The sequence below is a fragment of the Comamonas koreensis genome (genome assembly GCF_014076495.1).
Taxonomy (GTDB): domain Bacteria; phylum Pseudomonadota; class Gammaproteobacteria; order Burkholderiales; family Burkholderiaceae_C; genus Comamonas; species Comamonas squillarum.
Genome location: NZ_CP043575.1, coordinates 855,337 through 881,231 on the forward strand (window position 1 = coordinate 855,337; position 25,895 = coordinate 881,231).

Annotated in this window: 26 protein-coding genes; 21 read left to right on the top strand and 5 right to left on the bottom strand. The window is 64.9% G+C overall.

Going from position 1 to position 25,895, the window contains the following annotated elements:
- Window positions 1–23: 23 nt before the first annotated feature.
- A complete protein-coding gene (locus F0Q04_RS03900) occupies window positions 24–923 on the bottom strand; it encodes a LysR family transcriptional regulator (RefSeq protein ID WP_182344554.1) in 900 nt (299 codons plus the stop codon).
- Between the two features lie 80 nt (window positions 924–1,003).
- Between F0Q04_RS03900 and F0Q04_RS03905 the strand changes: the two genes are divergently transcribed.
- Genes F0Q04_RS03905 through F0Q04_RS03915 form a run of 3 tightly spaced genes read left to right on the top strand, consistent with a single transcriptional unit; the run spans window position 1,004 to window position 3,765 of the window.
- Window positions 1,004–2,389 (top strand): acyclic terpene utilization AtuA family protein, encoded by a 1,386-nt coding sequence (locus F0Q04_RS03905; protein WP_232539495.1) that lies wholly within the window; start codon window positions 1,004–1,006, stop codon window positions 2,387–2,389.
- Complete coding sequence (locus F0Q04_RS03910; RefSeq protein ID WP_116925491.1) at window positions 2,386–2,772, top strand: hypothetical protein; 387 nt, start codon at window positions 2,386–2,388, stop codon at window positions 2,770–2,772. Before F0Q04_RS03905 ends, F0Q04_RS03910 begins: the two co-directional genes overlap by 4 nt.
- Window positions 2,773–2,793: 21 nt before the next feature.
- Window positions 2,794–3,765, top strand: coding sequence for a Bug family tripartite tricarboxylate transporter substrate binding protein (locus F0Q04_RS03915; RefSeq protein ID WP_116925492.1), 972 nt, complete (start codon window positions 2,794–2,796; stop codon window positions 3,763–3,765).
- A 21-nt stretch (window positions 3,766–3,786) separates the two neighbouring features.
- Here F0Q04_RS03915 and F0Q04_RS03920 read toward each other — a convergent pair whose 3' ends face one another.
- Window positions 3,787–4,707, bottom strand: a complete 921-nt coding sequence (locus F0Q04_RS03920) for a LysR substrate-binding domain-containing protein (protein ID WP_182344556.1) — start codon at window positions 4,705–4,707, stop codon at window positions 3,787–3,789.
- 219 nt (window positions 4,708–4,926) lie between these two features.
- Here F0Q04_RS03920 and F0Q04_RS03925 point away from each other — a divergent pair, with 219 nt between their 5' ends.
- The 9 genes from F0Q04_RS03925 to F0Q04_RS03965 all read left to right on the top strand — a co-directional run bounded on the left by F0Q04_RS03925 (window position 4,927) and on the right by F0Q04_RS03965 (window position 13,181).
- Window positions 4,927–5,961, top strand: coding sequence for an ABC transporter substrate-binding protein (locus F0Q04_RS03925; RefSeq protein ID WP_182344558.1), 1,035 nt, complete (start codon window positions 4,927–4,929; stop codon window positions 5,959–5,961).
- 102 nt (window positions 5,962–6,063) lie between these two features.
- A complete protein-coding gene (locus F0Q04_RS03930; RefSeq protein ID WP_182344560.1) occupies window positions 6,064–7,116 on the top strand; it encodes an ABC transporter ATP-binding protein in 1,053 nt (350 codons plus the stop codon).
- 25 nt (window positions 7,117–7,141) lie between these two features.
- On the top strand, window positions 7,142–7,972 hold the full coding sequence (locus tag F0Q04_RS03935) for an ABC transporter permease (protein ID WP_116925533.1): 831 nt from the start codon (window positions 7,142–7,144) through the stop codon (window positions 7,970–7,972).
- Between the two features lie 3 nt (window positions 7,973–7,975).
- On the top strand, window positions 7,976–8,770 hold the full coding sequence (locus tag F0Q04_RS03940; protein ID WP_182344562.1) for an ABC transporter permease: 795 nt from the start codon (window positions 7,976–7,978) through the stop codon (window positions 8,768–8,770).
- A gap of 11 nt (window positions 8,771–8,781) precedes the next feature.
- Window positions 8,782–9,924 carry an NAD(P)/FAD-dependent oxidoreductase gene (locus F0Q04_RS03945; protein WP_116925497.1) on the top strand — a complete coding sequence of 381 codons (1,143 nt, stop codon included), beginning with the start codon at window positions 8,782–8,784 and terminating at the stop codon, window positions 9,922–9,924.
- Entirely contained in the window at window positions 9,914–10,255 is a 342-nt protein-coding gene (locus F0Q04_RS03950) for a (2Fe-2S)-binding protein (protein ID WP_116925498.1), read from the top strand. The genes F0Q04_RS03945 and F0Q04_RS03950 overlap by 11 nt, the downstream gene beginning before the upstream one ends.
- Entirely contained in the window at window positions 10,248–11,645 is a 1,398-nt protein-coding gene (locus tag F0Q04_RS03955; protein ID WP_182344564.1) for an NAD(P)/FAD-dependent oxidoreductase, read from the top strand. Before F0Q04_RS03950 ends, F0Q04_RS03955 begins: the two co-directional genes overlap by 8 nt.
- A 1-nt stretch (window position 11,646) precedes the next feature.
- On the top strand, window positions 11,647–12,786 hold the full coding sequence (locus tag F0Q04_RS03960; protein ID WP_182344566.1) for an NAD(P)/FAD-dependent oxidoreductase: 1,140 nt from the start codon (window positions 11,647–11,649) through the stop codon (window positions 12,784–12,786).
- Window positions 12,787–12,824: 38 nt separating this feature from the next.
- Entirely contained in the window at window positions 12,825–13,181 is a 357-nt protein-coding gene (locus F0Q04_RS03965) for a RidA family protein (RefSeq protein ID WP_116925534.1), read from the top strand.
- A 64-nt stretch (window positions 13,182–13,245) separates the two neighbouring features.
- Here F0Q04_RS03965 and F0Q04_RS03970 read toward each other — a convergent pair whose 3' ends face one another.
- Complete coding sequence (locus F0Q04_RS03970) at window positions 13,246–13,941, bottom strand: glutathione binding-like protein (RefSeq protein ID WP_116925501.1); 696 nt, start codon at window positions 13,939–13,941, stop codon at window positions 13,246–13,248.
- 84 nt (window positions 13,942–14,025) lie between these two features.
- Window positions 14,026–14,586 carry a DUF1439 domain-containing protein gene (locus F0Q04_RS03975; protein ID WP_182344569.1) on the bottom strand — a complete coding sequence of 187 codons (561 nt, stop codon included), beginning with the start codon at window positions 14,584–14,586 and terminating at the stop codon, window positions 14,026–14,028.
- A 348-nt stretch (window positions 14,587–14,934) separates the two neighbouring features.
- On the opposite strand from F0Q04_RS03975, the gene F0Q04_RS03980 reads away from it, so the two are divergent.
- From F0Q04_RS03980 to F0Q04_RS04015, 8 genes are all read left to right on the top strand, one after another.
- Window positions 14,935–16,551 carry an ABC transporter substrate-binding protein gene (locus F0Q04_RS03980; RefSeq protein WP_116925503.1) on the top strand — a complete coding sequence of 539 codons (1,617 nt, stop codon included), beginning with the start codon at window positions 14,935–14,937 and terminating at the stop codon, window positions 16,549–16,551.
- Window positions 16,552–16,679: 128 nt separating this feature from the next.
- Entirely contained in the window at window positions 16,680–18,296 is a 1,617-nt protein-coding gene (locus F0Q04_RS03985) for an ABC transporter substrate-binding protein (protein ID WP_116925535.1), read from the top strand.
- Between the two features lie 178 nt (window positions 18,297–18,474).
- Window positions 18,475–19,449 (top strand): ABC transporter permease, encoded by a 975-nt coding sequence (locus F0Q04_RS03990; protein WP_182344571.1) that lies wholly within the window; start codon window positions 18,475–18,477, stop codon window positions 19,447–19,449.
- Complete coding sequence (locus F0Q04_RS03995; protein ID WP_232539496.1) at window positions 19,449–20,375, top strand: ABC transporter permease; 927 nt, start codon at window positions 19,449–19,451, stop codon at window positions 20,373–20,375. Before F0Q04_RS03990 ends, F0Q04_RS03995 begins: the two co-directional genes overlap by 1 nt.
- Window positions 20,375–21,352, top strand: coding sequence for an ABC transporter ATP-binding protein (locus F0Q04_RS04000; protein WP_021028176.1), 978 nt, complete (start codon window positions 20,375–20,377; stop codon window positions 21,350–21,352). Before F0Q04_RS03995 ends, F0Q04_RS04000 begins: the two co-directional genes overlap by 1 nt.
- Window positions 21,349–22,353 carry an ABC transporter ATP-binding protein gene (locus F0Q04_RS04005; RefSeq protein WP_182344573.1) on the top strand — a complete coding sequence of 335 codons (1,005 nt, stop codon included), beginning with the start codon at window positions 21,349–21,351 and terminating at the stop codon, window positions 22,351–22,353. Before F0Q04_RS04000 ends, F0Q04_RS04005 begins: the two co-directional genes overlap by 4 nt.
- A gap of 31 nt (window positions 22,354–22,384) precedes the next feature.
- Window positions 22,385–23,263, top strand: coding sequence for an alpha/beta hydrolase (locus F0Q04_RS04010; RefSeq protein WP_182344575.1), 879 nt, complete (start codon window positions 22,385–22,387; stop codon window positions 23,261–23,263).
- 37 nt (window positions 23,264–23,300) lie between these two features.
- A complete protein-coding gene (locus F0Q04_RS04015) occupies window positions 23,301–24,446 on the top strand; it encodes a M20 family metallopeptidase (protein ID WP_182344577.1) in 1,146 nt (381 codons plus the stop codon).
- Window positions 24,447–24,472: 26 nt separating this feature from the next.
- On the opposite strand, the gene F0Q04_RS04020 is transcribed toward F0Q04_RS04015, so the two are convergent.
- Window positions 24,473–24,952: an RDD family protein gene (locus F0Q04_RS04020; RefSeq protein ID WP_116925537.1), complete on the bottom strand. Its 480-nt coding sequence runs from the start codon at window positions 24,950–24,952 to the stop codon at window positions 24,473–24,475.
- A 112-nt stretch (window positions 24,953–25,064) separates the two neighbouring features.
- Between F0Q04_RS04020 and F0Q04_RS04025 the strand changes: the two genes are divergently transcribed.
- On the top strand, window positions 25,065–25,895 hold the full coding sequence (locus tag F0Q04_RS04025; protein ID WP_182344579.1) for a DUF4261 domain-containing protein: 831 nt from the start codon (window positions 25,065–25,067) through the stop codon (window positions 25,893–25,895).

Consider the following 25,895-nt stretch of genomic DNA (forward strand, 5'->3'; position numbering starts at 1 on the left):
TCAGCGCTGGAGTGTAGAGGGCCTCAAGCAATATGGGAGAAATCTGGGCGTTTTTGTTGCATTAATTGGTACAGCGCCTGGGCCGCCACCGACAGCTGCGGCTCGCGCCTGCGCACCAGGTAGATCTGGCGGTCCATGCCGGGCAGATGCAGCGGCCGGGTGACCAGGCCAGGCTGCGCAAAGTGAAACAAGGCCAGGGCCGGCACCACGCTGATGCCCAGACCGGCCTTGACCAGGCCCATCACGGTGGCCAGCTGCTCGACCTCCACCAGGGTCTGCATGGTCTGCGGGAAAAAGGCGGCATCGAGGTACTGGCGCACGCTGCTGTGCCGGGCCAGGTGCACAAAGGGCCAGGCCGTCAGATCGGGCAGCTGCACCTCGTCCAGCGCGGCCAGCGGGTGGTTGGCCGGGCAGACCAGGTGAAAGCGGTCGCTGCAAAAGGGCTCGGCGCGCAGATCGGGCGTGTCGGCGCGGATGGCGGCCAGTGCGAAGTCGGCATCGCCATTGGCCACCGCGGCAATACAGGGCTCGGACAGCACATCGAAGACCTGCAGCTGCACACCGGGGTGCTGGCCGGAAAAGCTGCGCAGCACCGGCGGCAGCCAGCCAGCGGCCAGCGACGGGAGCAGCGCGACGGCGACCCGGCCCTGGACAAGCTGGGCGGTAGCGCGCATCGCTTTTTCACAGGCGGCAAATTCGGCTGCAATGCGCTGGGCCGATAACAGAAACTGCTCGCCCTCGGGCGTCAGCAGCACATGCCGCGTGCTGCGCTCGAACAGGCGCAGGCCCACGGTGGTCTCCAGCGCGCGGATGAGGGCGCTGAAAGCCGGCTGGGACAGGTGGCACAGGCTGGCGGCTCGGGTGAAGTTCTTCTGGCTGGCCAGCGCCAAAAAGGCCTGGATGTCGCGCTGGGATAGATTCATTTGTATTACAGATTAATCGATCTCAATTATCGATTTCACAACATAGAGCCTCTTTTCTATAGTGGGCTGCAGGAGATGCTATGCAGACAGACAAGACACCGCCCGCAGCCATGCTGATTGGCTGCGCGGCTGGCTTTTCAGGCGACCGGGTGGATGCGGCAGCGCCGGTGGTGCAGGCGCTGGTGGCCTTGCAGCAGCCCGCGTTTCTGATTTTTGAAACGCTGGCCGAGCGCACCCTGGCGCTGGCCCAGCTGGCCCGGCGCGACGACCCCGAGGCCGGCTACGAGCCCTTGCTGGTGGAGCTGCTGCGCCCGGTGCTGGCTGATTGCCTGGCGCACCGCATCCGCATCGTCAGCAATTTTGGCGCGGCCAACCCGCAAGGCGCCGGCCGCGCCATTGCCGCGCTGGCGCGCAGCCTGGGCCTGCGCGCGCCCCGTATCGCCGTGGTGCAGGGCGATGACCTGAGCGGCCCGGCCCACCGGCCCATGCTGGCCCAGGCGCTGGGTGCGCAGATGCCCGAGCAGCCGCTGGTCAGCGCCAATGCCTATATCGGCGCGCGGCCGATTGCCGAGGCGCTGCAGGCGGGCGCCGATATCGTGGTCTGCGGCCGGGTGGCTGATCCATCATTGGTGCTGGGCCCGGCGATGGCGCATTTTGGCTGGGCCTGGGATGACTGGGACCGCCTTGCCCGCGCGACGATGGCCGGCCACCTGCTCGAATGCGGCACCCAGGTGAGCGGCGGCTATTTTGCCGACCCGGGCTACAAAGAGGTGCCAGGCATGGACCGGCTGGGCTACCCGATCGCGGAGATCGACGACAGCGGCAACTGCAGCATCTTCAAACCCGAGGGCACGGGCGGCTGCATCACGACCGCCACCGTCAAGGAACAGTTGCTCTACGAGATCCACGACCCCTGCTGCTACCTGACCCCCGATGTGGTGGCCGACATCAGCCAGGCCCAGGTGCGGGCCGAGGGCGAGAACCGCGTGCGCCTGGAGGGCGTCATCGGCCACCCGCGCCCCGAGGCGCTCAAGGTCAACACCTGCTATGCCTCGGGCTGGTTTGCCGAGGCCGAGATTTCCTATGCCGGCCCCCGTGCGGCCGAGCGTGCGCGCTTGGCGGCGCAGACCGTTGCCCAGCGCCTTGAGGGCATTGCGCCACTGCGCAGCGACCTGATCGGTGTCACCAGCGTCTGGGGCAACGATGCCAGCGATTGGCTGGCCGGTGCCGACCTGTCAGCCGCATCGCAGGATGTGCGCCTGCGCATGGCCTGGCAGCATGCCGACAAGGCCACTGCAGCGCGCCTGCCGCGCGAGATCAATGCGCTGTACTGCTGCGGGCCCGCCGGTGGCGGTGGCGTGCGCAGCCATATGCGCCAGCGCCTGGGCATGGTGTCCTGCCTGGTGCCCCAGGCACTGATTACCACGGGCTTTACCTGGGCTGCGCAAGAGGAGGCCGCCGCATGACCGACAGCATCACCACCCCGCTGTACCGCCTGGCCCATGGGCGCACCGGCGACAAGGGCAACCGCTCCAATATCAGCGTGATTGCCTGGCATCCCGCGCTGTGGGAGGTTATCTGTGAGCAGGTCAGCGAAGCGGCCGTGGCCGCGCTGTTTGCCGACCGCCAGCCCAGCCGTGTGCAGCGCTACCTGCTGCCCCAGCTGCAGGCGATGAACCTGGTGCTGGACGAGGTGCTGGACGGCGGCGTCAACGACGCGCTGAACCTCGACAGCCATGGCAAGACCCTGTGCTTTCGCGTGCTGCAGATGCCGATCGCGCTGCCGCTGCATTTGCAGGCCCATCTGGTGGGCCCGGCCGATGCGGAACCCCCATCCACCCCTGAATAAAAAACCAACCGGAGACAAGAGATGACATTTTCCACCCGCCGCCACCTGCTGGCCTGTGCCACGGCGCTGGCCATCAGCCCCCTGGCCTTTGCGCAGGGCGACTACCCGTCCAAGCCCATCACCTTTGTCGTGCCCTTTGCCGCAGGCAGTGCCACCGACCAGCTGGCGCGTGCGCTGGGCCAGGCGGTGACCGAGCAGACGCGCCAGCCGGTGATCGTCGAGAACAAGGCCGGTGCCAGCGGCATGATCGCCGCGCAGGCGGTGGCCAAGGCCCCGGCCGATGGCTACACGGTGCTGATCACTACCAACACCACGCATGCGGCCAATATCCACCTCTACCGCAAGCTGTCCTATGACCCGGTCAAGGACTTCACGCCGATCACCGGTCTGGGCAAGGGCGGCCAGGTGCTGGTGGTGCCGGCCAATGCGCCCCACCAGTCGGTGGGCGATCTGCTCGCCTATGCCAAGGCCAACCCGGGCAAGCTCAGCTTTGGCAGCGGCAGCTCGTCGAGCCGCGTTGCCGGCGAGATGCTCAAGCAGCTGGCCCATGTGGACATCCTGCACGTGCCCTACAAGAGCAACCCCTTGGCCATCACCGACCTGCTGGGCGGCCAGATCAACCTGATGATCACCGACGTCTCCACCGGCGTGCCGCAAATCAAGGCGGGCAAGCTGCGCGCACTGGGCTATTCCACACAAAAGCGCAGCGCCCAGCTGCCCGATGTGCCCACCATTGCCGAGGCCGGTGTGAAGGGCTATGACATGGGCTATTGGTTTGCCGCCTATGCTCCAGCGAATGTGCCCGCTGCCGTCAGCGCCAAGCTCAACCAGCTGCTGGGCCAGGCCGTGGGCAGTGCGGCTGCCAAGTCCTTCTTCGAGATGTCGGGATCCGAGCCCTGGACGACGAGCCAGGCCGAGCTGGCGCAGTTCCAGGCGGCCGAGACCACCAAATGGGGGCAGGTGATCAAGGCAGCGGGCATTACGCCGGAGTGAAGCGCCGCTTTGAACAGGTTCTTATAGGATCCAGCGTTTGGGCAGCATGCGCTTGATCTCTGCCTTAGCCAGGTCGATGAAGGGCTTGAGCACCAGGGTGGAGGCATGGCGGTTGGAGACCACCATCGAGTACTCGCAAGGGACGGCGGGCTCGAACAGCACAAACTTCACATCCGGGCCGTGGTAGCTGCAGGCCGTCAGCGGGTCGATGATCGCCAGGCCGGCGCCGGCCTCGACCAGCTTGATGGCGGCGTACGAGATCTGGGTCTCGATGTTCACGCGGCGCTGCACCCGGTTGACGAGGAACAGGCTGTCGAGCTTGGTGCGGGTCTCCATCATCGTGGGCAGCGACACCAAGGGCTCGTCGACAAAGTCGACCGGTGACAGGCTGGTCTTGCGCGCCAGCTTGTGGCCGGCAGGCACGGCGACGACCAATTTGCCGATCACCAAGGTCTCCAGCCCCTTGAAGCGGGTGTGGTCGGGCGAGAGCATCACAAAACCGATATCGCAGCGCTCGGCCTGCACCATGTCCAGCGCGGCCGGCGAAGCCTGCATGTGCAAGGTGACCAGGGTCTCGGGGAACTGGGCGCTGAACTTGGCAATGGCGCTGGGCAGGAACGAGGTCGCCATCGCCGGCGCGGCCGTCACCTCCAGCCGCTGCAGGCGCCGAAAGCGTACGTTCTCCGAGATGTTGCGGATGCGCTCGATGCCCATCAGCGCCTGGTGCACGTCTTCGAGCAGCAAGGTCGCGGCCGAGGTCGGCTGCAGCCGGCTTTTGACGCGCTCGAACAGCGGCATGCCGATGCGCGCCTCGAATTCAGCGATCAGCCGTGTCACCACGGGCTGGGTCACCTCCAGCGACTGGGCCGCTGCGGTGACCGAGCGGCGCAGCATCAGCGCCCGAAAGGCCTCCAGATGCCGCAGTGTGATTTTCTTATCCATGTTGTAAAGACATGAGTTAATGGCCTAATGCAATCGAATAGTCTACAAAATTACTAATTTTGTAAGTATTTCAATGGCTTATTGATTAAGAAATTTCCATCTCATAAAGGCATTGAAGCAGGAATCCACCGATTCAATTTTGCCTGCAGATGCCTATCATTGGTGACCAGACAGATTGAATTCCACTTGGTTCCACGCTACTTTCTGGAGGTAATTTCGATGACCGCATCCCGTCTGGCTCTCTCCCTGGCTGCTGCCTTTGCTGCCACCACTGGCATCGCCCATGCTGAAGACATCTATGTCGGTGGCTATGGCGGCTCGACCGAGACCGCCTTCAAGCAAAAGATCATTCCCGCCTATGAGAAGCTGACCGGCAACAAGGTCATCTATGTGCCTGGCAACTCCACCGACACCCTGGCCAAGCTGCAGGCCGAAAAGAACAACCCCCAATACGACGTGGCGCTGATGGATGACGGCCCGATGGAGCAGGCGGTGCAGTTCGGTTTCTGCGGCGACATCGAAGCCGCACCGGTCTACAACGACCTCTACCCGATGGCCAAGACCGCGGGCAACAAGTCGCTGAACCTGGGCGTCATCGCCACCGGCCTGTTCTACAACGAAGAGGCCTTCAAGAAGGCCGGCTGGGCCGCACCCACGTCGTGGAACGACCTCAAGGACAAGAAGTTCAAGAGCAAGACCGTGATCCCGCCGATCAACAATGGCTACGGTCTGCAGACCTTGCTGATGTTTGCCGAAATGAACGGCGGCGGCGCGAGCAATATCGACCCTGGCTTCCAGGCGCTGATCAAGGAAGTGGGCCCGAACGTGCTGGCCTGGGAGCCGTCGCCGGGCAAGATGACCGAGCTGTTCCAGAACGGCGATGCCGTCATCGGCGTCTGGGGCAGCGGCCGCGTCAAGGCGCTGGCCGATACCGGCTTTCCCGTGAAGTTCGTCTACCCCAAGGAAGGCGCGTTTGCGCTGTTCACCTCCGTCTGCCCCGTTGCCAAGAAGCAGCCCAAGGCCGGTGCGCAGAAGTTCGTGCAGTTCCTCTACACGCCTGAATCGCAAACGGCGCTCGCCGAGACCCAGGCCTGGGGCCCCATGAACAGCAAGGTCAAGTTGGACGACAAGGTCGCCAAGCAAGTGCCTTATGGCCCCGAGCAGATCGCCCAGCTGAAGACCGTGGACTACAAGATCGTCAACGTCAAGCGTTCCGAATGGACCAATCGCTGGAACCGCACTGTCGAACGCTAAGGGTGCCTCGACATCTTCGCTATGGATAGGTGCTAAGCCGCCAGCCGCCCTACACAGGCCTGCCGCGCCGCCCCACGCGGGCCGCAGGCCACGGAGTTTCACATGAGTTTTCTACGTATCGAGGGCCTTGCCAAGAGGTTCGGGGATTTTGTTGCCGTCAAGGACTTCCACCTGGACGTCGAGCGCGGTGAGTTTGTGTCGCTGCTGGGCCCTTCGGGCTGCGGCAAGACAACCACCTTGCAGATGATCGCCGGCTTTCTGGACCCCAGCCAGGGCCGCATTGTGCTGGACGGCAAGGACATCACCCAGCTGCGACCCGAGCAGCGCGGCATGGGGGTGGTGTTCCAGAGCTATGCGCTCTTTCCCCACATGACGGTCGAGCAGAACATCTCCTTTGGCCTGGAGATGCGCAAGCTCAGCCGCGATGTCGTGCAGCAGCGGATTCAGGATGCGCTGGCGCTGGTGCGCCTGCATGGGCTCGGTGCCCGTTACCCGCGTGAACTCTCCGGTGGCCAGCGCCAGCGCGTGGCCATTGCCCGCGCCTTGGCGATCCAGCCCGAGGTGCTGTTGCTCGATGAACCTATGTCCAACCTGGACGCCAAGCTGCGCCAGGAAATGCACGTCGAGATGCGCGCCATCCAGCGCCAGCTGGGCATCACCACCATCTTGGTGACGCACGACCAGGTCGAGGCGATGACGATGAGCGACCGCATCGCGGTGATGCACAACGGCCAGATCGCCCAGGTCGATTCGCCCCAGCAGATCTATGACAAGCCCAGCTGTGACTTTGCCTCGGTGTTCCTGGGCAAGACCAACCGCTTCGAAGGCCAGGCCCACAGCCGCGAGACCGTGAAGATTGGCGACATGGTGCTGGGCGCGCCCAGCCCGGTGGACAGTGGCCCGGTCGTGGTCTACCTGCGGCCCGAGCGCATCGAGGTGGCCCCGGCCGGCCAGGGCGGCCTGCCCGGCACCATCAAGACCTTGCTGTTTTTGGGCAGCCAGTGGGTGGTCAATGTCGGCACCGCGCTGGGCGACATCCATATCAGCCTGCCCAATGCGCGGCGTGCCGCGCTGCATGAGGGCGACGAGGTCACGCTGAACTGGGCCCCCGACGATGTGCGCGTGCTGACCCAGCAGGAGGCCAGCCGTGGATAGCAAGAACCGCTGGAAACCCTGGGCCATGTCCGGCCCCGGCCTGCTGGTCTTTGTGACCATGCTGTTGGCGCCGCTGGCCTTGACCGCCATCCTGTCGCTCAATGTCTTCAATGGCATGGAAGGCATCCAGAGCGTCTACTCGCTCAAGAACTACCTGGAGATCTTCAGCGACAGCTACTACCTGGAGATCTTTGGCCGCACTGCGCTGATGTCGGCCATCGTTACCGTGCTGTGCGTGGTGCTGGGCGTGCCCGAGACCCTCATCATCTCGCGCATGCGGGGCCGCTGGCGTGGTGTGTTTCTGCTGATCATCCTCGCGCCCCTGCTGATCTCGGTGGTGGTGCGCACCCTGGGCTGGTCCATCCTGATGGGCAACAACGGCCTGATCAACAAGGGCCTGATGCTGTTCAACATCATCGACGAACCACTGCGCCTGGCCTTCACGATGACGGGCGTGACGATTGCCATGGTGCATGTGATGGTGCCGTTCATGGTGATCTCCGTCTGGGCCTCGCTGCAAAAGCTCGACCCCCAGGTCGAGAACGCCGGCCTGTCACTGGGTGCCAGCCAGCGCACCGTGTTCCGCCGTGTCGTGCTGCCCCAGCTGCTGCCCGGCATCCTCTCGGGCAGCATCATCGTCTTCGCGCTGTCGGCATCGGCCTTTGCCACACCTGCACTGCTGGGCGGGCGGCGCCTGAAGGTGGTGGCCACGGCCGCCTATGACGAGTTCCTCAACACCCTGAACTGGCCGCTGGGCGCTGCCATTGCCGTGGTACTGCTGGTCGCCAACATCATCATCATCGTGGGCTGCAATCGCTGGATCGAGCGCCGCTTCAAAGCTGTTTTCGAGGGTTGAGCCATGCAAAAAAACAGTCCTCTGGCGCTGGTCTACCACGCGCTTTTCATCACCTTCATCCTGGCGCCGCTGGCCGTGGTGGTGGCGGTGGCCTTTACCGACAAGGGCTTCATCTCCTTCCCCACCGATGGCCTGTCGCTGCGCTGGTTCCGCGCCATCCTCGATGCCACCGAGATCATGTCGGCCTTCTGGTTCTCGGCCAAGCTGGGCCTGGCTGCCGCCTCAATCGCGATCGCGCTGGCGGTACCGGCGGCGCTGGCCATCACCCGCTACCGCTTTGCCGGCCGCGAGGTGCTGATGGCCTTTTTCATGTCGCCGCTGATGATTCCCCACGTCGTGCTGGGCGCGGCCTTCCTGCGCTTTTTCAACATCGCGGGGCTCTCGGGTTCGTTCTTCTGGCTCATGTTTACCCACGTGATCTGCATCATGCCCTATGCGCTGCGCATGGTGCTGTCGGCTGCCACCGGCATGAACCGCGAGATCGAGCATGCCGGCCTGTCGCTGGGCGCATCGCGCAGCACCGTCTTTCTGCGCATCACCGTGCCGATGCTGATGGCCGGTATCGCCGGCGGCTGGATGCTGTCCTTCATCCAGAGCTTTGACGAGCTGACGATGACGGTGTTCGTGGCCACGCCCGGCACGATGACCCTTCCCGTGGCCATGTACAACCACATCGCCCAGACCATTGATCCGCTGGTGACCTCGGTCTCCACTGTGCTGATCGTCGGCACGCTGGTGCTGATGGTCATCCTGGACAAGCTCGTCGGCCTGGAGAAGGTACTGATTGGCAAAGGTTGAGAGAGCAAAAAATGAACAACAACACACATAGCAGCGATGTCATTGTGATTGGAGGAGGCTTGGTTGGCAGTTCCGTGGCTTACGGGTTGCTGCGCCAGGGCCTGTCGGTCACGATCCTCGATGGTGCGGACGACACGATTCGTCCCTCACGCGGCAACTTCGGCCTGGTCTGGGTGCAGGGCAAGGGCTTCGGCATGGCCGACTACGCCCGCTGGAGCTTTGGCTCGGCCCGCCAGTGGCCTGCGCTGCGCGATGAACTGCAGGCGCAGACCGGCATCGACGTCGAGCTGATGCAGCCCGGAGGCCTGCACATCTGCCTGAGCGAGGAAGAGATGGCCCAGCGCGTGGACAAACTGCGCTGGCTCGAGTCTGAGGTGGGCGACCCCGCCTACCGCAGCACGGTGCTCAGCCGCGACGAGGCGGCCGAGCACCTGCCGGGGCTGGGCCCCGAGGTCGCGGGCGCCACCTATTCGGCGATGGACGGCCACTGCAACCCCTTGAAGCTGCTGCGCGCGCTCTACAGCGCCAATATCGCCAAGGGCGCGCGTATCCACAACCGCATGCAGGTCGATGCGATCCGCAAAGACGGTGGCATCTTCCACGTCAGCGCCGGCGAGCGTGCCTGGCAGGCGCCGCGCATCGTGATTGCCGCCGGCCACGCGACGCAACAGCTGTCGGCCATGGTGGGCATGTTTGTGCCGGTGCGGCCCAACAAGGGCCAGGTCTTCATCACCGAACGCGTGCAGCCCTTCTTGACGCACCCCACCAACTATGTGCGCCAGACCGATGAGGGCACGGTGCAGATTGGCGACTCGATGGAGGAGCTGGGCTTTGACGACATGGTGCGCGTGCCGGTGAACGCCAGGATTGCCGCGCGTGCGGTCAAGTGCTTCCCGGTGCTGGCCAACGCCCGCGTGGTGCGCACCTGGGCGGCGCTGCGGGTGATGTCGCCCGATGGCTTTCCGATGTACCAGGAGTCGGACAGCCACCCTGGCGCCTTTGCGGTGACCTGCCACAGCGGCGTCACGCTGGCGGCCCAGCACGTCTTTTGCATCGCCCCCTGGGTGGCCACGGGCCTGCGGCCGGCCGCCATCGAGGCATTCCCCGCGACACGATTTACGCCGGAAACGGAAGTGAAACCCTATGGCATCTAAAGCCCTTTTCAAATACCTCCCTGGCCACCAGGCCGGGGCCGCTGGCACGGTGTCGGTGCTGGTCAACGGCGCGGTGGTACGCATGTCGCCCGCCAGCAGCCTGGCCGCTGGCCTGCTGGCAGCCGGCATCACCGCGGTGCGCGTCTCGCCCGTGGGCCAGGGCGCCCGCGCGCCTTACTGCATGATGGGCGTGTGCTTTGAGTGCATGGTCGACGTCAACGGCCGGCCCAACCAGCAGGCCTGCCTGATCACCCCCGAAGACGGCATGGAGGTGACCACCATGCAGGCGGCGCCCAGCGTGCTGGATGCGCAGGAGGCCAAGCATGTCTAATCCCGCTATCCCTTTGAACGACGCGCCCAGCCAGGTCCGCGACCTGGTCGTGATTGGCGCCGGCCCGGCCGGCATGGCAGCGGCCCTGGCGGCCCAGCGGCGCGGCCTGGATGTGCTGCTGCTGGACGAACAACCCCAGGTGGGCGGCCAGATCTACCGCAGCATCACCCAGACCGATGCCCAGCGCGAGCGCATCCTCGGCGCGGACTATGTCTACGGCAAATCGCTGGCCGATCAGGTCCGCGCCAGTGGCCTGACCCACTGGGCCGGCGCTTCGGTCTGGCAGATCGACCCTGACAAGACCGTGCATGTGCTGCGCAATGACCGCACCACACGCATCGAGACCAAGTCGCTGGTGATCGCCACTGGCGCGATGGAGCGGCCCTTCCCCGTGCCGGGCTGGACCCTGCCCGGGGTGATGACCGCCGGTGCCGGCCAGATTTTGCTCAAGAACGCCGCCGTCGTGCCCCAGGTACCGGTGGTGCTGGCCGGCTGCGGCCCCTTGCTCTACCTGCTGGCGGCGCAGTACCTGCGCGCGGGCGTCGAGATCCGTGCGGTGCTCGATACGTCTGCGGGCACCGACTGGCGCCTGGCGATCCGCCATGCCTCGTCGCTGCTGGCCGGCTGGGGCTATGTGCGCAAGGGCCTGGGGCTGCTGCGCGAGATCAAGTCGGCCGGCATTCCGTTCTTCAAGGATGTGGGCGGCTTGCGCATCGAGGGCGAAGACGCGGTGCGCCAGGTGCGCTTTACCAGCGCGGGCCACTCCCAGCAGATCGACTGCGAGCTGGTGCTGCTGCACCAGGGCGTGGTGCCCAACACCCAGGTGTCCTGGTCCTTGCGCGCCGAGCACCATTGGGACGATGAGCAGCTGTGCTGGCTGCCGGTGCTCGACAGCTGGGGCCAGACCAGCCTGCCGGGCATCTATATCGCCGGTGACGGCGCCGGCATTGGCGGCGCGCTGGTGGCCGAGATGCAGGGCGCGCTCGCCGGTATCGGCGTGGCCAACAGCCTGGGCTTTGGCACCAGCGAAGACGGTGCCCAGCAGCGCGCCCAGATCGCCCAGCACCTGCGCATCCGCCCCTTCCTGAACCAGCAGTACCGGCCCAAGGACGAGTTCCGCATTCCGGCTGACGAGGTCGTGGTCTGCCGCTGCGAAGAGGTGACCGCAGGCGCGATCCGCGAGCAGGTGCAGCTGGGCTGCGTGGGCCCGAACCAGACCAAGTCCTTCAGCCGCTGTGGCATGGGCCCCTGCCAGGGCCGCCAATGCGGTTTGACGGTGACCGAGATCATCGCCAAGGAAGCCAATTTGCCGCCGCAGGAGGTGGGCTACTACCGCATCCGTCCGCCACTCAAATCGCTGTCGCTGGCCCAGCTGGCCGCAGGCGTGTGACATGGTTGCCCTGGTAAACCCGGCATCGGGCAGCAGCGATGTGCTGGTGATCGGGGGCGGCCTGCAGGGCCTGTCCAGCGCCTTCCAGTTGGCCAAGGCAGGCCTGCGTGTGCGCCTGATCGAGGCCGAGTACTGCGGCCGCCATGCCTCGGGCGTCAATGCCGGCGGCGTGCGCACCTTGGGCCGCCATGTGGCCGAGATCCCGCTGGCGCTGGCGGCACGCGAGCAGCTCTGGCATCGCCTGGCCGACATCATCGGCAGCGATGGCGGCTTTGTGCCCTCGGGCCAGCTGCAGGTCGCCGAGAACGAGGCCGACGAGATCAAGGCCAAGGCGCGCGTGGCCATGCTCAACGGCCTGGGCTTTTTCCATGAGCAATGGGTGGACCAGCAGCAGGTGCGCGAGTTGGTGCCCAGCATCTCGCCCCATGTGGTGGGCGGCATCTGGGCCGACCGCGATGGCTATGCGCTGCCCTACAAGGTGGCGACGGCCTACCGCCTGGCGGCAGAGAAGCTGGGCGTGCAGATCGTCGAGCAGGCCCCAGTGTTGCGGGTGGACCACCAGGCCGGAATGTGGCAGGCCAGCACCGCGCAGGGCGCGTTCCATGCGCCCTGGCTGGTCAACACCGCGGGTGCCTGGGCGGCAGATTTTGCCGCGCAGGTGGGCGACCCGGTGCCCATGGTGGCGGGCGGTCTGATGCTGATGGTGACCCAGCGCGTGGCGCCCTTTGTCAAACCGGTGCTGGGCGCCATGGGCCGGCCGCTGTCGTTCAAGCAGTTCGACAATGGCACGGTGTTGATTGGCGGCGGCCTGCGCTGCGAGGCCGATGCCAGCCAACGCCATGCGATGGTCGACCTCAACCGCATGCCCAAGAGCGCGCAGACGGTCATCGACCTGTTCCCGCATCTGCGCGATGTGAGCATTGCACGGGCCTGGACCGGTATCGAGGGCTTTATGCCCGACGAGATTCCGGTCATCAGCCCCAGTGCCAGTGCTGATAACCTGGTGCATGCCTTTGGCTTCTCTGCCCATGGCTTTGAGCTCAGTCCGATGACCGGCTGCATTGTGGCCGAGCTGGTGACTAAGGGCACCAGCAGCTTGCCGATTTCGGCGTTTCGTGTGGACCGTTTTGCCGCTGCCTAGCAGCGCGGCGGTCGTATTTTTATCTCAGGGAGTAAATGATGAGCAACGACATCCAACGTATCGACAGCAATGAACGCCTCAGCCGCATCGTTGTACACGGCGGCGTGGTCTATGTGGCCGGCGTCACCGCTGGCGACATCTCGGGCGACATTGGCGCCCAGACCCGCGACGTGCTGGCCAAGATCGACGGCTACTTGAAAACAGCCGGCACCAGCAAGTCGCGCCTGCTCACCGTGCAGATCTGGCTCAAGGACATCGACAAGGATTTTGCCGGCATGAACCAGGTCTGGGGCGAATGGGCCGACAAGGCCAATATGCCCACCCGCGCGACCTGCGAAGCCAAGCTGGCGCGCCCAGAGTTGCTGGTCGAAATCATCGTCAGCGCCGCCCTCTAAGCATCGGCCACCCAGCAAAATGCCAGCCCTCGGGCTGGCATTTTTTGCTTAAAGATTCAGCCGATCAGGGGATCAGCAAACCGCGCTGCACGGCCGGGCGCTGCAGCCAGTGGCTGAGCACGCGGCTGACTTCGGGGTACTGGCCCCAGCCGATCAGGGCCTCGGCGTTGTAGCGCACGATCATGTTTCGAATCCAGGGGAAGATGGCGATATCGGCAATCGTGTAGGTGTCACCGGCCACCCATTCCTTGCCGGCCAGGTGCTTGTTCAGCACGGTCAGCAGGCGCTTGGATTCGTCCACATAGCGGGTCAGGGGGCGCTTGTCCTCAAAATCCTTGCCGGCAAAGATGTTGAAGAAACCGACCTGGCCAAACATCGGGCCGATGCCGCCCATCTGGAACATCAGCCACTGCAGGGTCTCGTAGCGCTTGACGGGGTCCTGCGGCAGGAACATGCCAGTCTTCTCGGCCAGGTAGACCATGATGGCGCCGGACTCGAACAGTGCAATCGCCTGGCCGCCGGGACCATTGGGGTCGATGATGGCCGGGATCTTGTTGTTCGGGAAGGTGCCGACAAATTCGGGCGAGGTCTGGTCGTTGCTCTCGAAGCTGATCTTGTGCACTTCATAGGGCATGCCCAGCTCTTCGAGCAGGATGGAGACCTTGACGCCATTGGGCGTGGGCAGCGAATACAGCTGCAGCAGATCAGGCCGGGTGGCCGGCCATTTGCGGGTAATACTGAAATCGGCGAGGGTGCTCATGGGAATCTCCAGACGATATGCAGGCGGCTTGCAGGTATGCGCCTTGCCAGCAGCATAAAGCAGATTGGGCGCGGGCCTGTCGGCCTACTTCGCGTCCTGGGGCTTCACAAATTCGATGCGCAGGCCCTCGGCCGTCACCTGGAAGGTGGCAGGCAGCTCGGCGGCCTTGTCCAGGCGCTCCAGGTCCTCCTGGCGCAAGGTGTGCACCACCACATCCTCCATCGCATGCTCGGCCGCGCGCGGCGCGTAGGCCTGCAGCATCACCTCCATCGCCTCGGGCAGGCCGGTCATCTGCAGCGACTGCACCTGCACCTGGGTGGCACGCAGGCTGTGGTCGGCCGGCGAGTAGCGCAGTGCAAAGTCCAGCACCATGGTGCCGTCCAGGCGGTGGGGCAGCACCTTGCCCGACATCTCGGCGCGCATCGTCGCCTGGATGCGGTTGGTCTCGGGCAGCAGCTGCAGGCTGGGCGCCTGCACATCGAGCTGCAAGAGGCCGAGCAGCGGATAGGAGCGGGGGAAGGACTTGGCCACGATGGTCTGCAGCTCAGCGGCAGACAGGGTGTAGCTGGGTGGGGCAAGCAAGGAGCAGGCGGCCAGCAGGCTGGCGGCAAACAGGCTGGAGGCCAAAAAAAGGCGGCGGCGCATAGGGGTTGGAAAGCGTATTGGCAGGGGGCGGGTGGATGCGCATCGTACCGATCAGAGGGCAGTGCGCGTGCTGGATTTTCCCACCCGCAGGGATCGCATTGTTGCGCAGCTTGCATAACATTGTGTGCTGCACGAACAATGTCAGCAAAAGATCGCCCATCTCCTTGTTTTATTGGGGTAAATGCCCACTTTTCACGGGCTGCGTGAGCGTGAGCAGATGTCATTTCGTGTGAGAATTCGCAGGCTTTCCGGCTGCGGACGATGGCGCGCGCTGGTGCGCGATGGTCTTGCTTCCCGGTTCGAAAGCGCTGCCTGCTGGCAGCGCTAGCCAAGATCCCAAGGACAGACATGAATTTCGCATTGAACAAGCGCGCCCTGGCGCTGGTGGGTGCCTCGCTCATTGGCGCAGCCCACGCCCAACACCTGACCATTGCGCTGGCCTCCGAGCCCACAGCGGCCGATCCCCACTACCACAAGATGACGACGAACGACTCGTTCTCGGCGCATGTCTATGACTCGCTGGTGGGCCGTACCGCCAGCATGGAGCTGGTGCCCTCGCTGGCCACCTCGTGGAAGAACCTGGACGACCTGACCTGGGAGTTCAAGCTGCGCAAGGATGTGAAGTTCTCCAACGGTGCGCCCTTCACCTCGCAGGACGTGCTGTTCACCATCTGCCGCACGTTGAACAACGAGACCAATGTCTCGCAGTCGTACATGGATACGACCAAGCTGATCACCGATGTGCAGACCCCCGATGACCTGACCGTGATCGTCAAGACCGCCGAGCCCGTGCCACTGATTCCGGCCGAGTTTGCGCGCAACCTGCCCATCATCTCCAGCAGCATCATCAAGCACGACAAGCTCAAGTTCGCCCCCAAGGAAGGCTGCGGCTACAAAGGCCCATGGCCCACGGTGGCCGACTTCAACAGCGGCAAGATGGCGATTGGCACGGGCCCCTTCAAGCTCAAGTCCTATGTGAAGGGCAATGCCATCACCTTGGAGCGCAATGACGGCTACTGGGGTCCCAAGCCTGCCTGGCAGACCGTCAAGATGGTGGCCGTGCCCAACGCCGGCCCGCGCCTGACCGGCCTGATGTCCGGTGACTACGACCTGATCGAGAACCCGGCCGCCCGCGACCTGGCCCGCATCAAGGAAGACAAGAAGCTGGCCTTTGTGGCCACGCCGTCCACCCGCCTGGTGTTCTTCCAGCCCGATATCGGCCGCGACAAGTCGCCGTTCGTGACCGCCCCCGACGGCAAGAATCCGCTGCAGGACCTGCGCGTGCGCAAGGCCATCAACATGGCGATCGACCGCAAGGCCATCGTGCAGCGCTTGATGGACGGCATGGCCACCCCCGCCTACCAGTACATGCCCGATGGCATGTTTGGCGGCCTGGCCAAGGCCCCCGAGATCAAGTTCGACCCCGAAGGCGCCAAGAAGCTGCTGGCCGAAGCCGGCTACCCCAACGGCTTCGAGATGACCTTGTCGTCGACGAACGACCGCTACATGAACGATGCGCAGATCTCGCAGGCCGTCGCGCAGTACCTGACCCGCATCGGCATCAAGACCAAGGTCGATGCGATGACCGCCTCGATCTACTTCCCCAAGCGCGCCAAGCGTGAGTTCAGCTTCCCGATGGGTGGCTGGCCGTCGGAAAACGGCGAAGCCTCGGGCCTGTTCCAGCTGTGGGTGACCAGCACCGATTCGCCCAAGGGCCTGGGCACCAGCAACTACGGCGCTTTCAGCAACACCGATTTCGACAAGGTCTACATCCCGGCTGCGAAGACGGTGGACCCGGTCAAGCGCAAGGCCATGCTGGAGCAGGCCACGCAGATCGCGCTGGACAACGTGCCGCTGATCCCGCTGCACTTCGAGAGCAGCATCTGGGCCTTCAAGAAAGAGCTGAGCTACGAAGGCCGCCGCGACCAGTACACGCTGGCCACATCGGTCAAGCCCGCCAAGTAAGCAAAGTGCTTGCGGCAGCCGGGGTCCAGCACCCCGGCGTGGGCGATGAGAAATACGTAGTGGCACGGCACTTGCATTGCCCTACGAGGCTTTTAACCAAGGAGGAACGACCTGTGTCTACCAAGAAGATCTCGCGCCGCACACCCTTGTCGCTGGCCAGTCTGGCTGCGCTCGCTCTGCCTGCGGGCATGGCGGCCGCCCAGTCGCTGACCATCGGCCTCGCCTCCGAGCCCACCGCCGCTGACCCGCATTACCACAAGGTCACCACCAACGACGCGTTCTCGGCCCATATCTTCGAGTCGCTGATCAACCGCAATGCGCAGATGGAGCTGATCCCGGGCCTGGCCCAGTCCTGGCGCGCCGTCGATGACAACACCTGGGAGCTCAAACTGCGCCAGGGCGTGAAGTTCTCCAATGGCGAGCCCTTCACCTCCAAGGACGTGCTGTTCACCCTGTGCCGCGTGCTGAACAACGAGACCAATGTCTCGCGCTCCTACATGGAGCCGGCCCAGAGCTTCAGCGATGTGCAGACGCCCGATGACTACACCGTCATCATCAAGAGCGAGCGGCCCATCCCGACGATGCCCAATGAGCTGGCGCGTTCGCTGCCCATCATCTGGAGCGGCATCGCCAAGTTCGACAAGCTGCGCTTTGCCCCCAAGGAGGGCTGCGGCGTCACTTCGCCCTGGCCCACGGTGGCCGATTTCAACACCGGCAAGCTGTCCATCGGCACGGGCCCGTACAAGCTCAAGTCCTATGTCAAGGGAACCGGTATCGAGATGGAGCGCAACGAAGCCTACTGGGGCAGCAAGCCGCACTGGAAGAGCGTCAAGATGGTGCCGGTGCCCAATGCCGGCCCGCGCCTGACCGGGCTGATGTCCGGGGACTACGATGTCATCGAAAGCCCGGCTGCGCGCGACCTGCCACGCATCAAGGACAACAGCAAGCTCGACTTTGTCGCGACGCCGTCCACCCGTCTGATCTTCTTCCAGCCGGACGCCGGCCGCGCACAAAGCCCGTTTGCCAAGGCCGCCGATGGCAAGAACCCGCTGCAGGATTTGCGCGTGCGCCAGGCCATCAACATGGCCATTGACCGCAAGGCCATCGTGCAGCGGCTGATGGATGGCATGGCCACCGTGGCCAACCAGTACATGCCAACGGGCATGTTCGGCAGCCTCGACAAGCCCGCCGAGATCAAGTTCGATCCCGAAGGCGCCAAGAAGCTGCTGGCCGAGGCCGGTTACCCGCAAGGCTTTGAGCTGACCTTGACCACCACCAACGACCGCTACATCAACGACGGCCAGATCGCGCAGGCGGTGGCCCAGTACCTGACGCGCATTGGCATCAAGACCACGGTGGATGCGCAAGCCGCTGCCATCTATTTCCCCAAGCGGGCCAAGCGCGAGTTCAGCTTTGCGATGGGCGGCTGGCCGTCGGAGAACGGCGAGGCCTCGGGCCTGTTCCAGTACTGGGTGGCCACCACCGACAAGGACAAGGGCCTGGGCACCAGCAACTACGGCGGCTTTAGCCTGCCCGCGTTTGACCAGGTGTTTGTGCCCGCAATGGCGCAGATGGATGCGAGCGCGCGCAAGGCCGCCTACCAGCAGGCCACGCAGATTGCGCTGGCCAACGTACCGCTGATTCCGCTGCACTTCGAGAGCAGCATCTGGGCATTCAAGAAAGGGTTGAGCTACGAAGGCCGACGCGACCAGTACACGCTGGCGATGTCGGTCAAACCGAAATAGACAGCTGGTGCCACACCGGGCGCCAAACAGGCCCGGTCCCTGGCAGGGCCCGCATCCAGCTCCAGTGGTGGGGCCATGCGGGCTTTGTGATTTTGTACGCCCCACGATGAAAAGACTCCACAGAGGGCGGCAACCATGCAGGTGACAGCGCATGGCATTCTAATTTTGAGGACGTAATGTGATCGTCTATATCCTGCGCCGCATGGTGCAAAGTTTTCTGGTGCTGCTGGCGGTCTCGCTGGTGGTGTTCATGGCGGTCTACGCGGTGGGCGACCCCATCGAGCTGCTGGTGAGCGCCGAGGCCAGCGATGCAGACCGCCAGGCGATGATCAAGCGCCTGGGGCTGGACCTGCCGGTCTGGCTGCAGTACTGGAGTTTTCTGACCCGCGCCTTCCAGGGTGACCTGGGCACCTCCTTTGTGCATGGCATCCCCGCGATCGAGCTGATCGTGCAGCGCTTTCCGGCCACCTTCGAGCTGGTCGTGGTCGCCATCGGCCTGACCTGCCTGCTCGGCATTCCGCTGGGCCTGATTGCCGGCCTGTTCAACGACAGGCCGCTGGGCCGGGGCCTGATGGGCGGCTCGGTGCTGGGCTTTTCGCTGCCCAACTTCTGGCAGGGCATGATGCTGATACTGATGTTCGCCGTCTGGCTGCAGTGGCTGCCCTCTTCGGGCCGGGGTGACACGGTCAATGTGCTGGGCGTGCCGCTGTCGCTGTTCACCGCCGATGGCTGGAGCCATGTGATGCTGCCGGCCATCAACCTGGCGCTGGGCAATATCGCGCTGGTGCTGCGGCTCACCGCCACCGGCGTGATGGAGGCCAAGACCCAGGAGTATGTGAAGTTCGCGCGCGCCAAGGGCATCAGCGAGCGCCGCATCCTGACCCGCCACATCCTGCGCAATATCCTGATCCCCGTGGTCACCGTGATCGGCATGGAGTTCGGCACCCTGATCGCCTACTCGACCATCACCGAGACCGTGTTCGCCTGGCCCGGCATGGGCAAGCTTTTGATTGACAGCATCTACAAGCTCGACCGCCCGGTGGTGGTGGCCTATGTGATGCTGGTCACCTTCATCTTCGTGATGATCAACCTCTTGGTGGACCTGGCCTATGCGGTGCTCGATCCGCGCGTACAGCTGCAGGAGGCCCAATGATGCAGCCCGACAAACCCTTGATGACCATCGACCCCAGCAAGCGGGCCCAGCCCCTGCAAGACACGCCCCAGCGGCGTGCCATTTTGAAGAAACTGCGCAGCAAACCGTCCGTCAAAGGGGCTGTGATCGCCCTCGTGCTGCTGCTGGCCGTGGTGCTGCTGGCGCCGTTTCTGTCGCCACAAAACCCCTATGACCTGGGCGCGCTCGACCTCATGGACGGCCGCCTCAAGCCGATGTCCGAAGCTGCTTCGGGCATGACCTACTGGCTGGGCACCGACGACCAGGGCCGTGACATGCTCTCGGCCATCCTGCACGGCCTGCGCATCAGCCTGATGGTGGGCCTGAGCGCCGTGGTGCTCGCCACCATCATCGGCAGTCTCGTCGGCCTGGTCGCGGCCTATTTTGGCGGCTGGGTCGATACCGTGCTGATGCGCATCGTCGACTTCATCCTCGGCTTTCCCACCATCCTGGTGGCGCTGGTGCTGCTAGCCATTCTGGGCCGGGGCGTGGACAAGGTGGTGATCGCCATCGTGATGGTGCAGTGGGCGCATTACGCCCGCATCATGCGCGGCCGTGCCTTGCAGGAGCGCAAGAAGGAATACATCGAGGCGGCCAAGAACCTGGGCTTCCCCGGCTGGCGCATCATGACGCGCCACCTGCTACCCAACTGCATGGGCCCGGTGATGGTGTTCGCCACCATCCAGATTGCCAATGCCATCGTGCTCGAAGCCACCCTGTCCTTCCTGGGAGTGGGGGTGCCGATCACCGAACCCTCGCTGGGCCTGCTGATTGCCAACGGCTTTCAGTACCTGATGTCGGGTGACTACTGGATCAGCATGTTCCCCGGCCTGGCGCTGCTGGCCCTGATCCTGTCGATCAACCTGATCGGCGACCGCCTGCGTGAAGCTCTGGACCCGAGGAAGTAATGACTATCCCTTTGCTTGAAGTACAAGATCTGCAGACGGTGTTCCACACCGAAGAGGGCGCCTGGCCCGCTGTCAGCGACATCGACATCCGCCTGGAGGCGGGTGAAATTCTGGGCCTGGTCGGTGAATCCGGCTCGGGCAAGTCGGTCACCGGTTTCTCCATATTTGGCATGATCGATGCCCCCGGTGAAGTCACCCAAGGCCGGGTGCTGTTCAAGGGTCAGGACCTGCGCGAGTTGTCAGCCGAGTCCATGCGCAAGCTGCGCGGTGACCGCATCGCGATGATCTTCCAGGATCCGCTGATGACGCTCAACCCGGTGCTGCGCATCGAAGAACAGATGCTCGAAGCCATCGACGCGCACCAGAAGTTGCCCAAGGCGCAGGCCTTGCAGCGCTGCGTGGAGGCGCTGGCAATGGTCGGCATCCCCGCGCCCGAGAAGCGCCTGCGCAGCTACCCGCATGAGTTCTCCGGCGGCATGCGCCAGCGCGTGGCGATTGCGATTGCGATGCTCAACCGCCCTGACCTGATCATCTGCGATGAGCCGACGACGGCGCTCGATGTCACCATCCAGGGCCAGATCCTCTACCGCATGCAGCAGATCTGCCAGGCCCAGGGCACGGCGCTGATCTGGATCACGCACGACCTGGGCGTGATCGCCGAGCTGGCCGACCGCGTGGCCGTGATGTATGGCGGCCGCATTGTCGAGACCGGCACCGTCGCCGAGGTGCTCGATGCACCGCGCCACCCCTACACCCAGGGCCTGCTCAATTCGCTGCCTGCCCAGGCCACGCCGGGCGAGCGCCTCACGCAGATCAATGGCATGGCGCCCAGCCTCTCGGGCCGCGTGCCCGGCTGCGCCTTTGCGCCGCGCTGCGGCCGCGCCACCCCGCGCTGCGTCGATGAGCAGCCCCCCGTCACTACCATTCCCGGCCGCGCATTCCGCTGCTTTGTACCGCTGGAGGCACCTGCCGCATGACCGCGATGACTACCCCTGTGATTGAACTGCGCGATGTGCACAAGCGCTTTGTCAGCGCGCCCGATCTGCTGCAGAAAATCGTTGGCGCCGTCGCCCGGCAGCCCGCGCAGACGCGCATTGTGCATGCCGTCAACGGCGTCAACCTACAGATCGCCAAAGGCGAGGTGCTGGGCCTGGTGGGTGAATCGGGTTGCGGCAAATCCACGCTGGGCCGCGTGGTGGCCGGCCTGCACCCCGCCACCGAAGGCCAGCTGCTCTACAAGGGCCAGGATGTGAGCGGCCTGGGCGGCCAGGACAAGCTCGCCTACACCCTGGGCGTGCAAATGGTGTTCCAGGACCCGCAGGCCTCGCTCAACCCGCGCCAGAAGCTGCACCAGATCCTGGGCGAAGCGCTGCATGTGCACAAGCTAGCCCCTGCGGCCGAGGTGCCCGGCCGCGTCGATGCCGCGCTGGCCGAGGTGGGCCTGGCCAGCGAGTACCGCGCGCGCCTGCCGCACCAGATCTCGGGCGGCCAGCGCCAGCGCATCGGCATTGCCCGTGCGCTGATGGTGACGCCGGAGTTCCTGGTCTGCGATGAGCCGGTGGCCGCGCTCGATGTGTCCATCCAGGCCCAGGTAATCAACCTGTTCATGGACCTGCGCGCGCAGCGCGGCCTGACCTACCTCTTCATCAGCCATGACCTGGGCGTGGTGCGCCACATCTCCGACAAGGTGGCCATCATGTACCTGGGCAAGATTGTGGAGATGGCGCCCACGGCCGAGATCTTTGGCCAGGCCCAGCACCCCTACACCCAGGCGCTGCTGGCCGAGGTGCCCGATGTGGGCCGGCGCAAGCGCGTTTTCACGCCGATCAAGGGCGAGATCCCCTCACCGCTGAACCCGCCACCGGGCTGCACCTTTCACCCGCGCTGCCCGCATGCAATGGAGCGCTGCAAGCAGGAGGTGCCCCGCCTGCGCGAGACGGCAGCCGGCCATGTGACCGCCTGCCATTTGTTGGACTGACCCGTTGGACGCGCACAGAGGAAACCACCGCATGGACTGGCAACGCTTTACCCAGCAGCACGGCCGTTTTGCCATCGACTGGCAAGCCGGCGACGGCGCGCTCTACCTGCCGATCACACTGAACTGCTACCGCCCCGAGGGCCTGGCCGCCGATGCACCGGTGGTGCTGGTGCAGCACGGCGTGCTGCGCAATGGCGACGACTACCGCGACTTCTGGATGCCTGCGGCCGACCGCTACGGCCTGCAGATCATTGCGCCGACCTTTGGCAACGAGCACTGGCCCGGCGTGGAGAGCTACAACAACGGCAGCGTCTGGAGCGAAGCGGGCGACCTGCAGCCGCGCGCCTACTGGGCCTACCAGGCGGTGGCGAACCTGGCCCAGCAGCTGCGTGATGCCGGCGTGCTGCGCGGCCAGCCGCTCTACCTGTTTGGCCATTCGGCCGGCGGCCAGTTTGTGCACCGCCTGGTCAGCACCCTGGGCGCGGCCGGCTTTGCCGGCGTGGCAGCGGGCAACCCGGGCTGGTACACCTTGCCCGATGTCCAGCAGGACTTTCCACAAGGCCTGGCCGGCATTGGCCTGGCCGATGGGGCGCTGGCCCAGCTGCTGCGCACCCCACTGGTCATTTTGGCGGGCGACCGCGACACCGATACCCAGGACCCGAACCTGCCGGCCGAGCCCGCCGCGCTGCGCCAGGGCCCGCACCGCTTTGCCCGCGCCCACCACTACTACGCAGCGGGCCAGCAGGCGGCAGACCGGCTGGGGCTGCCGCTGGCCTGGCAACTGCATGAGGTCGCCGGCATCGGCCATGACGGCGAGGCCATGAGCCATGTCTGCGCCCACCTATGGTTTGAAGGGCGCATGCCCGATGCGGACTGGCTGGCCCCCTGGGCCGGCCGGGTCACCGCCTGATCTCCTATCACTTTTCGACAAGACCCAAGGAACAACGATGCAAGCAACAACGCAACAACTGGTGGATGGCATCTCGGAATGGATGCGCTGCGAATCGCCATCGAACAACCCCGCCTCGATCGCCCGCATGGTCGAGATGATGCGTGCCCAGGCCGCCGCCGCTGGCCTGCGCGCCACGGTGATCGAGACCCAGGCCGAAGGCAAGCAAGGGCTGGGCCCGGTGCTGCCCGTGCTGCACATCACCAACCGCGCCGAGGGCGACACCCGTGAAGGCCTGCTGATCCTGGGCCACTCGGACACCGTGCACCCCATCGGCATGCTGGCCGACAACCCGATCCGCATCGAAGGCGACCGCCTCTATGGCCCCGGCGGCTACGACATGAAGGCTGGCATCTACCTGGCACTGACCGCGATGAGCGCCGTGGCCACGCCGGGCAGCACGCCGCTGCCGGTGGACCTGCTGGTCGTGCCCGACGAGGAAACCGGCAGCCACGCATCGCGCAAGCACATCGAGGCCTTTGCCCGCCATGCCCGCTACTGCCTGGTGGCCGAACCTGCCCGCGCCAACGGTGGCCGCTGCGTCACCGCCCGCAAGGGCACCGGCATGCTGCGCCTGGGCGTCAAGGGCCTGGCATCGCATGCGGGTGTGGCCCATGACAAGGGCCGCAGCGCGATCCGCGAGATGGCGCACCAGATCCTGGCGCTCGAAGCGATGACCGACTACCAGAGGGGTGTGACCGTGAGCGTGGGCACCATCGAAGGCGGCACCACCACCAACACCGTGCCGGCCTTCTGCAAGTGCGTGGTCGATTTCCGCCTGCCCGATCTGCAGGCCGCCGATGAGCTGGTGGGCAAGATGCGTGCGCTGCGCCCCGTGGGCGAGGGCCTGACGCTCGATATCGATGTCGAAGTGAACCGCCCTCCGATGGTCAAGGACGCCCGCGCCGAAGCGCTGCTGGCCAAGGCCCAGCAATCAGCCCGCGAAGCCGGCTTTGCGCTGGAAGAAGCGCCCCCTACCGGCGGCGGCAGCGATGCCAACTTCACCTCGGCGATGGGCGTGCCATCACTCGATGGCCTGGGAGCCGATGGCGACGGCGCCCATACGGTGTATGAGCACATTCTGGTGTCCACCCTGGAGATGCGGGCGCGCTTCTGGTTGCATCTGCTGACCCACCTGGACTAAGACCAGGGGCTGGCCCCAGATGCGGGTCAGCCTTGCTCGCGAGGTGATCCCTTGAACTGCACGGGCTGGGTGCGCCCACCCTTGCGGCGCACCACCACGGTGCCGGCGATCTTGTCGTGCCAGCCCTGCTTGCGCGGGTCAAAGGCCACCCAGATGAGGCCGAGGCACAGCGGCACGATGGACACAAAATAGCCGAGGTAGCGGACCACCGATTGGCCCAGGCCCATCGCCTCTCCCGTCTCGGCATCCACTATCTCGGCCCCTATCAGCATCTTGCCCGGCGTGGCCCGCAGCTTGTGCCACAGCCAGATGCAGGCCACTGCGGGCAGCACCCAGCTGATCAGCACATCGGCGGGGCCCTGCACCAGGCCTTCGGCCATGAAGTAGTCCCAGCCGTATATCGCCACCAGGGCCGGTGTGATGATGACGAGCAACACCACCGTGTCGATCAAAGCTGCCCCGACGCGCGCCCAAAAGCCTACATATTCCAGATCGCTGTTATCCATTTTTTGCTCCACTGAGTGGCGCCATCTTAGGCCTGTCCGGTAAAGCCGAGGTGACAAGACCTGGGCGCGCCATGGCAAGATGCAGGCTATCTTCACTGCCCGAGAGCGCACCATGGCACCACCGAATCCCGAGCTCCGCATGGCCCCCGATATGTGGGCCTTTGAAGCGCTGTACGCCCAGCCCGCGATGCTGGATGGCGAAACCCTGCGCGCCGCGCTGGCCGAGCGCCTGGGGGCGGTGGACCTGGTCGCAGATGGCGACACCATCTTGCTGGCGCTGCGCGACTACTGTGTGGACTACAGCGACAAAAAGGGTGTGCCCAGCGAGGTCGCAATCATCCGCGCAGGCGAGCCGATGGCCCCCACCAACTACGCCAGCGCGCTGGAGCAGACCTGGGACTGGCCCGAAAAGGAAAGCGCGCTGGCCCAGTGCCAGCACTGCGTGCTGGTGAGCGAATTCATGGGCCGGGGCCTGTCAGTGCCCGAGCGGCTGGAGATCCTGCAAGCGGTCATGCATGTGCTGATCGAGAACGGGGGCGTCACTGCCATCAGCCAGACCAATGCCGGCTGCCTGCTGAACCCGCAGCGCTACCTGCAGGCCCATGCCGAAGGCTTTGTCTACTACGGCGTCGTCAATGTGCGCTTTTTCAACATCAGCAACCGCCCCGGCGAAATGCTGATGGACAGCCTGGGCGGCGCCACCTTTGGCGTGCCCGATGTGCAGCTGCTGTTCTCCGAGATGGACCCTGCCGAAGTCTCACGCTTTGTGTTCAATACCAGCGTCTACCTGGTCGAGCACGGCAATGTGATTGCCGACGGCCACACGGTGGCCGGCATCGATGGCCACAGCAAATGGGCCTGCAAGCACCTCGATGCGCTGATCGAGCCGGAGCGGCTGGTGGTAGATATCGATCCACGGGCTGCAGAGGGGGCTAAGGCTTAG